General features: G+C 66.8%; 8 protein-coding genes. 3 read left to right on the forward strand and 5 right to left on the reverse strand.

From position 1 onward, the window contains the following. Nucleotides 1-303 precede the first annotated feature (303 nt). Complete coding sequence (locus tag ACE191_RS12810; protein ID WP_400192627.1) at nucleotides 304-2,058, reverse strand: hypothetical protein; 1,755 nt, start codon at nucleotides 2,056-2,058, stop codon at nucleotides 304-306. Nucleotides 2,059-2,169: 111 nt separating this feature from the next. Here ACE191_RS12810 and ACE191_RS12815 point away from each other — a divergent pair, with 111 nt between their 5' ends. After that, the gene (locus ACE191_RS12815; RefSeq protein ID WP_400192628.1) at nucleotides 2,170-3,615 is read left to right on the forward strand and encodes an aldehyde dehydrogenase; all 1,446 of its coding nucleotides are present in this window, start codon (nucleotides 2,170-2,172) and stop codon (nucleotides 3,613-3,615) included. A gap of 22 nt (nucleotides 3,616-3,637) precedes the next feature. Here the strand turns inward: ACE191_RS12815 and ACE191_RS12820 are convergent, their stop codons facing one another. Continuing rightward, nucleotides 3,638-5,101, reverse strand: a complete 1,464-nt coding sequence (locus ACE191_RS12820) for a TonB family protein (protein ID WP_400192629.1) — start codon at nucleotides 5,099-5,101, stop codon at nucleotides 3,638-3,640. 126 nt (nucleotides 5,102-5,227) lie between these two features. Next, nucleotides 5,228-7,462, reverse strand: a complete 2,235-nt coding sequence (locus ACE191_RS12825; protein WP_400192630.1) for a S9 family peptidase — start codon at nucleotides 7,460-7,462, stop codon at nucleotides 5,228-5,230. Nucleotides 7,463-7,625: 163 nt separating this feature from the next. Between ACE191_RS12825 and ACE191_RS12830 the strand changes: the two genes are divergently transcribed. Then, nucleotides 7,626-8,549, forward strand: a complete 924-nt coding sequence (locus ACE191_RS12830; RefSeq protein ID WP_400192631.1) for a hypothetical protein — start codon at nucleotides 7,626-7,628, stop codon at nucleotides 8,547-8,549. A 73-nt stretch (nucleotides 8,550-8,622) separates the two neighbouring features. On the opposite strand, the gene ACE191_RS12835 is transcribed toward ACE191_RS12830, so the two are convergent. Both ACE191_RS12835 and ACE191_RS12840 read right to left on the reverse strand, forming a co-directional pair. Next, nucleotides 8,623-10,125: an OmpP1/FadL family transporter gene (locus tag ACE191_RS12835; protein ID WP_400192632.1), complete on the reverse strand. Its 1,503-nt coding sequence runs from the start codon at nucleotides 10,123-10,125 to the stop codon at nucleotides 8,623-8,625. Between the two features lie 60 nt (nucleotides 10,126-10,185). Further along, nucleotides 10,186-11,523 (reverse strand): hypothetical protein, encoded by a 1,338-nt coding sequence (locus ACE191_RS12840; RefSeq protein ID WP_400192633.1) that lies wholly within the window; start codon nucleotides 11,521-11,523, stop codon nucleotides 10,186-10,188. Nucleotides 11,524-11,717: 194 nt separating this feature from the next. On the opposite strand from ACE191_RS12840, the gene proS reads away from it, so the two are divergent. Continuing rightward, complete coding sequence (gene proS / locus ACE191_RS12845) at nucleotides 11,718-13,193, forward strand: proline--tRNA ligase (protein ID WP_400192634.1); 1,476 nt, start codon at nucleotides 11,718-11,720, stop codon at nucleotides 13,191-13,193. Nucleotide 13,194 lies beyond the last annotated feature (1 nt).

A 13,194-nucleotide genomic window follows, 5' to 3' on the forward strand; every position in this document is an offset into this window, starting at 1 on the left:
GCAGAATTCTGTTGTATATTTTTCGCTTAAGCCAAAATATACAACAAGCTGCCGCGGCGATTCTGTTGTATATTTTTCGATTTTGAAAAAATATACAACAGCTTTTCAGCGGCGTAGCGCGGGCTTCAGCCCGCGTCCGCCAGAACAACGGCAGCACGCCGTAGCGCGAACGGTGTAGTTCGCGTGCCCCGCGCCGCGTGCTCGTTCTGGCATATCGTTCAGCCACGCGAGCTACATAGCTCGCGCTACTATCGCGCTACGGCAGGCAACAGCGCCGTTCAGCGACAAACTACACAGTTCGCGCTACTTCCCGGCGGGGTCCCAGAGAAGCACCGAGCCGTCGGCGAAGCGGCGCTCCTGGTAGCCGGGCAGCACCGGGCGCAGGTAGCCCAGCACGGCTTTGTCGCGCAGGCTGGGGCGCACAATTACCACGTCGGGCTGGTAGAGGCGGCGGAAGGCGGCGGCCTGCGCGGCGGTGGGCGGCGCTACCACGGTATCGTTCGGGGCCTTTTGCAGGCGCAGCAGGGTGCGCAGCACCGGGTCGGCGTCGAAGCGGGCGAATCGCTCGGGGCTGACCCGCGAGAGGTAGGCCAGCGGCAGCTTTTTGCGGTGCGCGCTCTGGTAGTACAGGTTTTCGGGCTCCATGATGCCCTTGAGCGAGTAGCCGTCCTGCAAGCCCAGCGGCAGCGGCAGCAGTACCCGTCCGGGCAAGGTAGCCGCCACGCGGTCGGCCTCGGGAATGGTGGCCGCGCCCGACAGCGGTACGGGCCGGGGCCAGAATTCCAGCAGCACCAACGCCAGCAGCCCCGTGCTCAGCCCCTGTAGCGCGGCCCTGGGCCAGCGCCCCAGCTGCCAGCGGGCTTCGAGAGCGGCAAACGTTACGATGGGCAGCAGCAGCGACACGAACAGCACCCAGCGCGTGGGGCAGCGCACGTTGTTGAAGAAGGGCACGAAGTGCAACGCGCCCGTGGGCAGGTTAAGCAACCTTTTGCCGAACACCCGCAGCTCGGGCAAGGTCAGCAGCACGAACAGCAGCAGCAGCCAGGCCAGGGGCCGGCCCGCCGCATCGAGCCGCCGGGCCGAGACGGGGCGGCCGGGCCACAAGGCCAGCAGCAGGGCCAGCACGGGCAGCGCGTAGCCCAGGAACATCACATTTTCGATGCTGCCGGGCGTGCGAAAGACGTTGGGGTCGTGGAACACGGCGCGGGCCGCGGCCGTTTCCAGCCAGCGGCTATTGATGGGCAGCAGGTAGCCGGCCACGTCGCCACCCCACCAGAAGCCGGCGTTGTCGGGCAGCCCCGCGAGGCGCAGCAGGCGAATGACGACGTGGCTCACGCCCAGCAGCCCGGCCAGCCCGGCCCAGGCCCGCCAGCCGCGCCAGTTGATCTGGCCCAGCTTCAGCCAGAACCAGAGCGCGTAGCCCAGCGAAAAGTAAATCAGCCCGAACAGCACGTAGTAGTCGCTGAGCAGGGTGATGAAGCCCAGCGCGAAGCACCAGCCCACGGCCCGCCAGCTGCGCACCCGCGGCCAGAAGCGCCCGGGCGTCCACTCGAACGCGTCGAGAAAGGCCATGACGTAGAAGGGCACCGTGGCCGTGAGCACCAGGTTGTAGTGCCCCGCGAGGCGCAGCAGCTTGTAGGGCGAAAAGGCGAAAACCAGTCCACTCAGCAGGTTTAGCAGCGGGCTGCGCACCCAACGACGGCTCAGCTGCGCCGCCCCGGTGCCCGACAGCGCGTAGCTCAGCGCCAGGCCCAGGTTGATGGCCAGCGCGGCGTTGCCCAGCGGCAGGTTCAGCAAGCCCAGGATGGGCGTGTAGGCGTGCAGCAGCAGCGAGGCGCCCCAGGGGTACAGCACCCAGTCGGTGCTGAGCGGGTTGTGGCCGCTCACCACGGCCTCGCGCAGGTGCCACACGTTCCACAAGTACACGAAGGCGTCGTTGCCCGGCTCGGCCGGGAAAGCCGAGCCGAAGCGCGTGACGAGCGGGAACGTCCAGGCCAGGTACAGCAGCAGGTAGCCGGCGGCGGCCGGCAGCGCAAAGCGCCAGGCGGAGCGAGACATGAAAGACAAGCCGGAAAGGCGCCGGGCGCCGGTGAGCGAAGAAGCGGGAAGTCAAAGGTAGGTGGTTGCCCACCCGTTTTTGGTAGTTTTGATACCGCTCTGCCCTTTCCCATGCTCCAGCTTCGCAACTACATCGGCGGCCAGCTCGTGGCCCCTGCCGCCGGCCGCTACCTACCCAACGTCGAGCCTGCCACCGGCCAGGTGTTCAGCCAGATTCCCGACTCCGACGCCCAGGACGTGCAGCGGGCCGTGGCCGCGGCCGAGGCTGCTTTGCCCGCCTGGCGCCTCTTGCCGGCCGAAGAGCGGGGCCGCCTGCTGGTGCGCATCAGCGAGCTGATTGAGCGCGACCTGGAGCGCCTGGCCCAGGCCGAAAGCCAGGACAACGGCAAGCCCGTGAGCCTGGCCCGCACGGTGGACATTCCGCGGGCGGCCAGCAACTTCGCCTTCTTCGGCACGGCCGCCCAGCACTTCGCCTCCGAAACCCACTTCCAGGAAGGCCTGGCCCTGAACTACACCGTGCGCCACCCGCTGGGCGTGGTGGGCTGCATCTCGCCCTGGAACCTGCCGCTGTACTTGTTTACCTGGAAGATTGCACCGGCGCTGGCCGCGGGCTGCTGCGTGGTGGCCAAGCCCTCCGAAATCACGCCCTACACGGCCTATCTGCTCAGCGAGCTGTGCATCGAGGCCGGGCTGCCAGCGGGCGTGCTCAACATCGTGCACGGCAGCGGGCCGGGCGCGGGGCAGCCCATCATCGAGCACCCGGACGTCAAGGCCATCAGCTTCACGGGCGGCACTAAAACCGGCGAGCATATTGCCCGCACGGCCGCGCCCATGTTCAAGAAACTCTCGCTGGAGCTGGGCGGCAAAAATCCCAACCTCATCTTCGCCGACTGCGACTTGGCCGAGGCCGTGCGCACCAGCCTGCGCAGCTCCTTCGCCAACCAGGGCCAGATCTGCCTGTGCGGCTCGCGCATTTTCATCGAGCGCCCCATTTACGAGCAGTTCCGGGAGCAGTTCCTGGCCGGCGTGGCCCAGCTGACCGTGGGCGACCCGCAGGACGCGGGCAGCCAGCAGGGCGCGCTGGTGAGCGAGGCGCACCTGCAGAAAGTGTTGAGCTACATCGAGCTGGCCTACCAGGAAGGCGGCACCTTGCTGGCCGGCGGGCAGCGCGTGCAACTGCCCGGCCGCTGCGCCGACGGCTACTTCCTGCAGCCCACCGTGTTCGAGGGCCTGGCACCCGACTGCCGCGTCAACCGCGAGGAAATCTTCGGCCCGGTGGTTACACTCACGCCCTTCGACACCGAGGAAGAAGTGCTGCAGTGGGCCAACGGCACCGAGTACGGCCTGGCCGCCACCATCTGGACCCGCGACCTGAACCGGGCGCACCGCGTGGCCCACGCCCTGCAGTCGGGCATCGTGTGGATCAACACCTGGCTGCACCGCGACCTGCGTACGCCCTTCGGCGGCATGAAAAACTCGGGTGTGGGCCGCGAAGGCGGGTTGGAAGCGCTGCGCTTCTTCACCGAGCCGCAGAGCATCACCCTCAAGCTGGGCTGATTGCCGACCGCCGCAAGCGGACTTAGCGGAGGCGGGCCAGGGCCGTTTCCAGGTCGCCGAGAGTGGTTTCCTGAAAGCTTAGCTCGGCCGCGGCCAGCTCATCGGAGCTTACCTGCCGCAAGGCCAGGAAGGGTGTGCCGTTTTCGTAGCGCAGCCCTACCAGCCAGGCCCGCTGCCCCCGCGGCACCCGCGCAAACACGTACTGGCTGTCCTGACTTTGGGCCTGCAGCACCGCCGGTGCCCCCGGAAACACCAGAAACACCGCCGTCTGCGCGTCAATTGCGGCGGGCAGGGCCACGGCCGCCTGCGTGGGGGCCGCCCAGGGCTTGAACCAGCTCAGCCAGCCCAGCCGGCCGCAGCTGAAAGCGCGCGGGTTGGCGGCCGGAGCTTCTGCCAGGAGTTTATACTCCTCCCCTCCCTCGGCTACGACGGGCACGGCGCTGTCGGCACTCACCAGCAGGCCGTCGTCGGGGCCGAAGCGCAGGGGCACGGTCAGGCGCACTTTCACCGGCTGCCCGTCGCGGCGGCCGGGCACCCAGCGGCCCGAGGTGTAGCGCAGCACCCGCAGGGCTTCCTCGTCGCAGCCCCGACCCAGGCCGCGCACGATGCGGGGCTCGAGCACCTGCCCGGCTTCATCGACCACGAACGAGGCCAGCACCAGACCTTTGACGCCTTTCTGCGCGGCCGCGTCGGGGTAGCGCAGCAGGCGGCTGAGGTCGGCCGGGCCGCTGCCAAATACCGGCATGGGCTCGGCCCGGCTGTAAACCTGCTCGGCCGGCCGCACCGGCACCGGACCGGCGGGGCTCCAGCGCACCGGCTGCCGGCGGCGGGCCAGGCCGTAGTAAAGCTCCAGCCCGGGCTGGTAGCCATCTGCGGGCAGCTCCACTTCGAGGGCGGTGCCGGTGGCCAGTTGCAGGGGCTGGCCCTTGGCCGTGGCGCGCACCAGCAGCATGCCGCCGGTTTGCTGCGGCTCGCCGGCATTGGCCACGCTCACGTGGTTCGAGAGCAGCAAATCGGCCAGGGAGTAGCACTCCTTCAGCTCCACCCACACCGGCCCGTTTGCGGGCTGCTGCCGGGCATCCACCAGGGCGCGGGCGGGAATGCGCACCACGGTGCCTTCGCGGCCCAGCACTTCGGCCGGCTGGCTGGGGTCGATGCGAAAAAACTCGCTGGCCTTGAGCGTCAGTTCGTGCAGGCTGGCTTCGACGGGCGGCGCGCCGGCCGTGTCGAGGGCGGCGGGGCGGGCCGTGGGGTAGTAGCGGATCAGGGGCGCCCGGCGGCTGGTACGCTGGCGCAGGCGGTGCCAGTTGCCGCGGGCCGCGGCCGGAGCAGCGGGGGCATATTCGGCTTCGGGCGCCGACGCGGGGGCGGTGACCAGCGGGGCGGCGCGCTCGGTGCCGGCGGCATTTTCGCGCTGGCAGCTACCCAGCAGCAGCCCCAGCAGCGTTCCGCCCACAACGCCCAGGGTGAGTCGAAGGGTACGCATGGCGAGTATCTACGCAGATGTCCCGGTGAAGGAACGTAAGCTAGCCCCTTTTTCGCGTAAAAAACCGCCCGGCCGCCGGCTCGGGAAGGAGCGGCGACCGGGCGGCAAGTCTGCGGCCAGCAAATCTTACAGGTTCTGGCGCAGGAAGTTAGTCATCTGCCGGAACAAATGCAGGCGGGTATTGCCACCGCTGATGCCGTGGTGGCGGTTGGGGTAGTACAGCTGCTCGAAGTCCTTGTTAGCCTTTACCAGCGCATCGGTAAACGCCACCGAGTTCTGGAAATGCACGTTGTCGTCGCCGGTGCCGTGCACCAGCAGGTAGGCCCCTTTGAGCTGCGCGGCAAACTGCACCGGGGAGTTGTCGTCGTAGCCGGCGGCGTTTTCCTGCGGGGTTTTCAGGAACCGCTCGGTGTATACCGTGTCGTAGTAGCGCCAGGTAGTAACGGGGGCCACCGAAACGCCGGCTTTAAACAGGTCCGCGTTTTTGGTCATGGCCAGCGCCGAGAGGTAGCCGCCGAAGCTCCAGCCGAAGATGCCGATGCGGCCCTTATCCACCCAGGGCTGGGTGCCCAGGTACTTGGCGGCCTCACCCTGGTCGATGGTTTCGAGCTTGCCGAGCTGCCCGTAGGTTACTTTCTTAAAAGACGAGCCCCGGCCGCCGGTGCCGCGGTTGTCGACGATGGCCACCACGTAGCCCTGCTGGGCCAGGTACTGGAAGTAAGTGTAGTAGTCGCCGCCGTTCCACTTGTCGAGCACGCGCTGGGAGCCGGGGCCGCCGTAGAGGTACATCAGCACGGGGTACTTGCGGGCCGGGTCGAAGTTGGCGGGCTTCAGCGTCGAGCCGTTGAGCGTCACGCCCTCGGAGGTCTTAAAGGAAAAGAACTCCTGCTGCGCGAAGCCATAGTCCTGCATGCGCTGTTTGAGGCGGGCGTTGTCTTCGAGCACCTTCACCACCTTCCCGTCGCGGGCCGTGCGCAAGCTCACCGTGGCGGGCTCGTTGGCGGCCGAGTGGTAGTTGAGGTAGTAGCGGAAGTCGGGGCTCATGTTGACCACGTCGGTGCCGCCGCCGGCCGCGCTCAGCCGCTGCTTGCCCTTGCCTTTCAGGCTCACCCGGTAAAGGTGGCGCTGCAGCGGCGAAGCCTCGGCCGATACGTAGTAGGCCTGGCCGCTCTGTTCGTCCACGCCCAGGAACTCGGTGATGTCCCAGGCGCCCTTGGTGAGCTGGCGCACCAGCTTGCCCTTCATGTCGAACAGGTAGAGGTGGCGGAATCCGTCGCGCTCGGAGCTGATGACGAACTGCTTGCCGCCGTCGAGGTAGCGCAAATCGTCGGTCACTTCCACGTAGGCCGCGTCGGTGTCCTTCCACACCACTTCGCTTTTGCCGGTAGCAGCGTCGGCGTGCAGAATCTCCAGGGTATTCTGCAGGCGGTTCATGCGGCGGATGCTGAGCAGGCCCGGCGTCTCGGTCCACATCACCCGCGGCAGGTACTGGTCGGCCTGCGGGCCCACATCCATTTTCACGCTGCGGGCCGCGGCTACGTCGTACACGCTGCAGCTCACCACCGAGTTGGCCTCGCCGGCCTTGGGGTACTTGTAGCGGTAGTCTTTGGGGTAGAGCGGCCCCCAGGTTTGCATGTTGTACTCGGGCACCCGGCTTTCGTCGAAACTCAGGAAAGCCACCCGCCGCGAGTCGGGCGACCACCAGAACGCCTGAGCAAACTCAAACTCCTCCTCGTACACCCAGTCGGTGGAGCCGTGAATGAGCTTGTTGAACACGCCGTCGGTAGTGGCGGCGGTTTCCTGCATGGTTTGCAGGTCCACCACAAACAGGTTGTTGTCGCGCACGAAGGCCACGCGGCGGCCGTCGGGCGAGAAGGTGGCGTAGCTCTGCTTGCCGCCGGCCGACAGCGGAGTAAGCTGCTTGGTGGCGCGGTCGAACACGAAGTAGTTGGCCCGGCTCGAGCGGCGGTAGATGGGCTCGGTGCCGGTGCTCAGCAGGATTTTCTGCTCGTCGGCGTTGAACTCGTAGCCATCCACCGCAATGGGCTCGGTGGCGCCGGCGGGGCGCAGCTGGTCGCGGCTGACCAGGGTTTGGGTGGCTTTGCCGGTGGTTACGTCGTGCTGCACCACCTCGCCCTGGTCGAGAGCCGAGTAGTAGCGGCCGTCGCGCATCCAGTTGAAGCCCTGCACCTGCGCCGCGGCGAAGGTGCCCTTGGCCCAGATGTCTTCGAGGGTAATGGCCTGCCGCTGCTGGGCCTGCACGGGAGCGGAGGTGAGCAGCAGCGCCGCGGGGGCCGCGCCGGCCAGCAGCGCGGCCAGGCTCAGGGCCCGGAAAGAGTTACGGAAGGAAGTTCGGAGCAATGGTTGAACGGGGAAAAGCATGCGGAAAAAGCAGGTAACGGCGTTAAAGGTACGCAAGCCCGGGCGCCGGCCAACGTCGGCCCCGCGGCTCCGGCCGTTGCACGCGCCCCCGATTTTTCCCGCCGCCCGGTTCGCCCGCTTTCCCCGACCTTTGCCCTTCGCTATGCACCCGCACCTCCGCTTTTCCCTGCCCGGCCTGCTGCTGGCCCTCGCCGCCTGCGGCACCGACCCCAGCCCGTCGCCGCGCCTCGACCTGGTGTCCGACGGCCGTCTGCAAACTGCCAACCGGGTGGCCAGCCCCGGCGACACGCTCGTAAGCCGGATTTTTGCCGAAGCCGGGGACGACCAGCCGCTGCTGCGCCGCTTTACCATCACGGTGCAGTACACCGACGGCACCAACATCGACGCCAACGAGGAAGCCGCGGCGCCCGTGCTGACTTACCTCGACACGCTGATTGACCGGCCGAGCTTGTTGTGGGAGCACCGCTTTGCGGCCGGCACCGAGTCGGGCCGGGAGCTGTGGCGCTTCGAGGTTACCGACGCCGACGGGCGCACCGCCCGCCGCCAGTTTCGCCTCACCGTACGCCAACCCGACTCGCTCAGCAGCTGGCACGCCTACGCCGTGCGCCTCGAGCCGCCGCGCAGCCTCACCGCCCGGGCCGCGCTGGCCAGCCGCCGGGGCCTGCCCCTCCCCGCCCACGCCGCCGCTAGCCCCACTTACCAGCAGCTGATCGACCTGCTGTACCTGCCCGAAGCCAGCGGCGGCGGTACCCTGGCTTCGCCCGCCGACGTCGCGGCCCGGCAGCACCCGGTACTGCGTGCGGGCCGCTGGAGCACCCGGCGCCAAACCCAGGTTAAAACCACCGCCCTCACCAAAACCGAGTTTGACGAGGTGAATACGGCCGAGGAAATCAGCGAAGTCGTAGCGGCCGCGGCCCCGCTGGGCACGCGCACGACGGTGCTGGCCAAAGACCAGGTGGTGGCGTTTCGCACCGAAGATGGCCGCGACGGAGTGCTGCACGTGGCGGATATCAGCGTGCGCGGCGTGCTGACGCTAAACGTAAAAATTCGCCGCCCGGGCGAATAAACCCCGGCTCCGCTAAACAGAAAGGCGGCTTCCTGCTAAGGAAGTCGCCTTTCTGTTTAACGATTTACGGCCGCTAGAACAGCAGGCCCAGGGTGACGGTGGTAGTAAAGCGGCTGCCCTCAACCTGCACCCGCGGCTGCGAGTCGTCGGCCAGGGTGTAGGGCTGGTAGAAGCGGTTGGCCTTGCTGTAAACCCCGGCTAGGTCGAAGAAGGCGTTTTTCTGGCGCACGCCAATCCCCCCGGTGTAGTACTGCTGGGTGCGGTCGAAGTCGCTGTTGGCGTACGGGTCGCCGTAGCGGGCGTAGCCGGCGCGCACCCGGAAGATGTCGAAGCGGCCTTCGGCTCCAAGACGCAGGTTCACGGCCGACTGGTAGAGGCGGCGCACGGCGTCGTTGGTGGGGCCGAAGTCGTATTCGCCCAGGGTGCTTTCGGAGTCGTTGCTCAACCGGGCCTGACCGTAGTTCACGTACTCCACGTCGCCGCTGAAGAAGCCGTACTTGCCGGCCACCACGGCCACGCCGCCCGAAGCCCGGAACGGCGAAGTCAGCACGTAGTCGAACTGGCCGGGGTCGGTTTTGGCGTCGGCGCTGCTGTAGCTCTGCCCATCCACCGTCACCGGCTTGTCGAAGGTGGCTTTCAGCGACGAACTGTAGGTTTCCGATAGGGTCATGAAGGTGGGCGTCTGCACCGAAGCACCGATGCGCACCACGTCGTTGGGCCGGTAGATGGCCCCTACCTTAAAGTTGACGCCGCTGCCGCGGGTTTCCAGTACGTCGCGCAGCGTGAGGCTGGCAAACGACGTTCCCGGGTCGGCGTTGTTGATGGGTGTGGGGTCGGTAGCGCCCAGCGTGCTGGTGGAGTTGTAGCGCACGCTCACAATGCCGAAAGAACCACCCACGTACAGCTTGTCGAGGTAGCTGGCCCCGTAGCCGATGTCGAACTGGGTTTGCGAGCCAGTGGTAACCACCGTTTCGTCCTGGTCGAGGCGGCCGGTATTGCGGAAGGGCGCCGACAAGCCCGTGCTATCGGCCCCGTTGCGGCCGGTATACACGTCCGTCAGAAACGTCTCGTAGGCCAGATCATCCAGGTCCAGGCCCCGGTCCTCGCTCAGGCGCTGCAGAATATCCTGGCTCACCTCCGGCCGGCCGCGGTAGCGAAAGGTGGTGTTGAAGTCGTTGATGCGCGTGAGACCCACCGCCAACGACCCGCCGCGCCAGGGGCTGCCGTCGCCGTCGGGCCGGCGGTTGGCAAACACGGCGCCCAGGCTGGCTACGTGCAGGCGGTTGCGGGCGTCAGTGGTTTGGTTGCCGAAGGCCCGGCTGCGGGTCTGATCCAGGCCCAGTCCCGGCGAGAAGCTGAACTCGGAGCGCTGAAACAGGCCCAGGCCGGCCGGGTTGCTGACGAGGTTGCTCAGATCGGCGCCCACCGCTACGTTGGCTCCGCCGCTGCCCAGGGTGCGGGCCGTGCCGCCAAACTGCGTGCGCGAAAAGCGCAGCGCGTCGGTTTCGTACTGGGCAAAGCTGTAGCTAGCCTGGCCCATCAGAGCCACGGCAAGCCAGTATTTCAGGTTTTTCATTGGATAAGAGAAGCAACGCCGCCGAGCGGCGCGTAGCTGGCTGAAGTACCGCCGAACGTATTACTGAACCCGGCCGCGGCCCCCGCGGCCCCCACCCGAGCTGCTACCGCCGCCCGAGTTACCGCCCCCGAAGCTGCCGCCACTGCGGCTGGGAGCGGGTTCGTACGAACGACTCGGGGCTGGCTCGTAGGTCCGTTCGCGCCGCGCGGGCCGTTCCTGCGAGGGCTGGGCCGGCTGCGGGCTCTGGCCAAACTCAAATGTGCGTGCCCGGCGCTGGCGGGGCTGGGGCTGCGAGTAGTCGGGAGCCGCCTGGGGCTGGGGCGCTTCCACCACGTTTTCGCTCACGCGCTTGCGCTCGGTGCCGGGCTGCTCTACGCGGGCAGGAGTGCGGGTGCCGCCCGTCTCGCCGGTAGCCGGCGTTTCGGTGTCGAGAATCCGGTACAGCTTGCCACGGCCCGGGCTGGCGGGCTGGGCTTCCGTACCGGCTACGTTGTCGGCCACGCGGCCCGAGCGGGTTTTGCCGTTGGGCATGGTGCTGGCGGGAGTGAGTCCGCCGGCCACGTTTTCCTCAGCCACGCGGGTACGCCGGGTCGGCTGCGAACCGGCTGGCATAGTCAGGTTGCCATTGGAAGCCGCCGAGCGGCCGCCGGTTTCCTCTACCCGGGCCCGGCCACCGCTGGCCGAGCGGCCGCCGGTGGTAAGGGCCTCGCTGCTGCGGCCGCCACGCGGGCCGTAGCGCACATTGCGGGTGCCGCCGCGGTAACCATCCCATCCGTAGCCCGGTACGCCGTAGCGCGGGTAGCCGTACATGCCCGCGTAGTAGCCATCGTAGAAGCCGCGACCGTAGCCGTAGCCGCCGTAGCGGTAGGGCCGGCCCCAGCCCCAGGGCGAGCCAAAGCCGATGTTGATGCTCAGGTAAGAGCCACCCCAGAACGGGTCGTAGAAGCCACCAAAGCGCGGGCCGTAGCCCCAGCCGCCGTAGGGGCCGTACATGTCGTAGCCGTAGAAAGCCGCCCCGGGGTTATACCAGAACGGGTCGACAAAGGCGTAGTCGTAGTAGCCCATGCCCAGACCGCGGTAGTAGGGCTGGTGGAAGCGCCGGATGCGGGCCGAGTAGCTGTACTCGTCGTCGTAGTATTCGTCGGAAGAGCTGTTGTGGCGCGCGCTCTGCCCACTTTCTTCCTGGTATTCGGGGTTGGCTACCGTGTTGGGGTCGTCAGCCGGGGTACCTTCGGTGGCCGCGGGGCTGGCCGAAGCGGTGTAGACTTCGGTAGTGCGGTCTTTGGAGGAATAATACACCCCGTCGGGCTCAGTGGTAGCCAGGTCCGAGGAGCTGGCGCAGCCCCCCAGCGTGAGCAGGGCCAGGGCGGGCAGCAGGGTGGTTGAGATAGGTTTCATGGCAGGCTGACGCGTAAGGGAAAGATCGGGGTGCTACCGGGCCGGGTACGAAACCAGCCGCACGCTACCCGGTAGACAGGGGCGGAATGCTCCGGTTTAATAACGTATTTTGGGCCCGAATCGGTGCCCGATTATGGCACTCAAATCTTGTACCATTTTCAGGAACCGTTTTTCCTTCTCTAAGATACTCCGTCATGAGCAAACAGTTGCCCAAGCGCAGCGAGGATTATTCCCTCTGGTACAACGAATTGGTGAAGCGCGCCGGGCTGGCTGAAAACTCCCCCGTACGCGGCTGCATGGTCATCAAGCCCTACGGCTACGCCATCTGGGAAAAGATGCAGCGCACCCTCGACGACATGTTCAAGCGCACCGGTCACCAGAACGCCTACTTCCCGCTGCTGGTGCCCAAGAGCATGTTCGAGGCCGAGGAAAAAAACGCTGAGGGCTTCGCCAAGGAATGCGCCGTGGTAACCCACTACCGCCTGCAGACCGACCCCGACAACCCCGGCAAGCTGCGCGTGGACCCCAACGCCAAGCTGGAAGAGGAGCTGATCATCCGCCCCACGTCGGAGGCTATCATCTGGAGCACCTACAAGAACTGGATTCAAAGCTACCGCGACCTGCCGCTGCTCATCAACCAGTGGGCCAACGTGATGCGCTGGGAAATGCGCACCCGTCTGTTTCTGCGCACGGCCGAGTTTCTCTGGCAGGAAGGCCACACGGCCCACGCCACCGCCGAGGAAGCCGTGGCCGAAACCCGGCAGATGCTGGACGTGTACGCCGAGTTTGCCGAGGAATGGCTGGCCCTGCCGGTGGTGAAGGGCGTCAAAACCGAGTCGGAACGCTTTGCCGGCGCCCTCGACACCTACTGCATCGAAGGCATGATGCAGGACGGCAAGGCTTTGCAGGCTGGCACCTCGCACTTCCTGGGCCAGAACTTCGCCAAGGCCTTCGACGTGCAGTTCGCCAACAAAGACGGTCAGCTCGAGCACGTGTGGGGCACAAGCTGGGGCGTGAGCACCCGCCTGATGGGCGCGCTGGTCATGGCCCACTCCGACGACGAGGGTCTGGTGCTGCCGCCCAAGCTGGCGCCCATTCAGGTGGTTATTGTGCCCATCTATAAAACCGGCCAGCTCGACGAGCTGCTGGAACGCATCCGTCCCATCCAGATGGGGTTGATCGAGCGCGGCATTTCGGTGAAGGTCGACGACCGCGACACCGAGCGCCCGGGATTCAAGTTTGCCGAGTGGGAGCTGAAGGGCGTGCCGGTGCGCATTGCCGTGGGGGCCCGCGACCTGGACAACGGCACGCTGGAAGTGGCCCGCCGCGACACCAAGGAAAAGATGAACCTGCCGCTGGCCGACATCGTGAACAGCGTGGCGCAGCTGCTGGGCGACATTCAGCACAACATCTACCGCAAGGCCCTGCGCTTCCGCGAAGAGCACACCACCCGGGTCGACAGCTACGACGAGTTCAAGCAGGTGCTCAACGACAAGGGCGGCTTCGTGCTGGCGCACTGGGACGGCACGGCCGAAACCGAGCAGCGCATCAAGGAGGAAACCAAGGCTACCATCCGCTGCCTGGCTTTGAACGAGCCCGACGAAGATGGCACCTGCATGGTCACCGGCCGCCCGAGCCAGCGCCGCGCCTACTTCGCTCAGGCCTACTAAC

Origin of the sequence: Hymenobacter sp. B81 (assembly GCF_044628455.1) — a bacterium.
Lineage (GTDB): Bacteria > Bacteroidota > Bacteroidia > Cytophagales > Hymenobacteraceae > Solirubrum.

Coding starts and splice junctions, on each gene's coding strand:
- ACE191_RS12830 (WP_400192631.1), top strand. CDS start 7,626: ATGCACCCGCACCTCCGCTTTTCCCTGCCCGGCCTGCTGCTGGCCCTC.
- ACE191_RS12840 (WP_400192633.1), bottom strand. CDS start 11,523: ATGAAACCTATCTCAACCACCCTGCTGCCCGCCCTGGCCCTGCTCACG.
- proS (WP_400192634.1), top strand. CDS start 11,718: ATGAGCAAACAGTTGCCCAAGCGCAGCGAGGATTATTCCCTCTGGTAC.
- ACE191_RS12820 (WP_400192629.1), bottom strand. CDS start 5,101: ATGCGTACCCTTCGACTCACCCTGGGCGTTGTGGGCGGAACGCTGCTG.
- ACE191_RS12835 (WP_400192632.1), bottom strand. CDS start 10,125: ATGAAAAACCTGAAATACTGGCTTGCCGTGGCTCTGATGGGCCAGGCT.
- ACE191_RS12810 (WP_400192627.1), bottom strand. CDS start 2,058: ATGTCTCGCTCCGCCTGGCGCTTTGCGCTGCCGGCCGCCGCCGGCTAC.
- ACE191_RS12815 (WP_400192628.1), top strand. CDS start 2,170: ATGCTCCAGCTTCGCAACTACATCGGCGGCCAGCTCGTGGCCCCTGCC.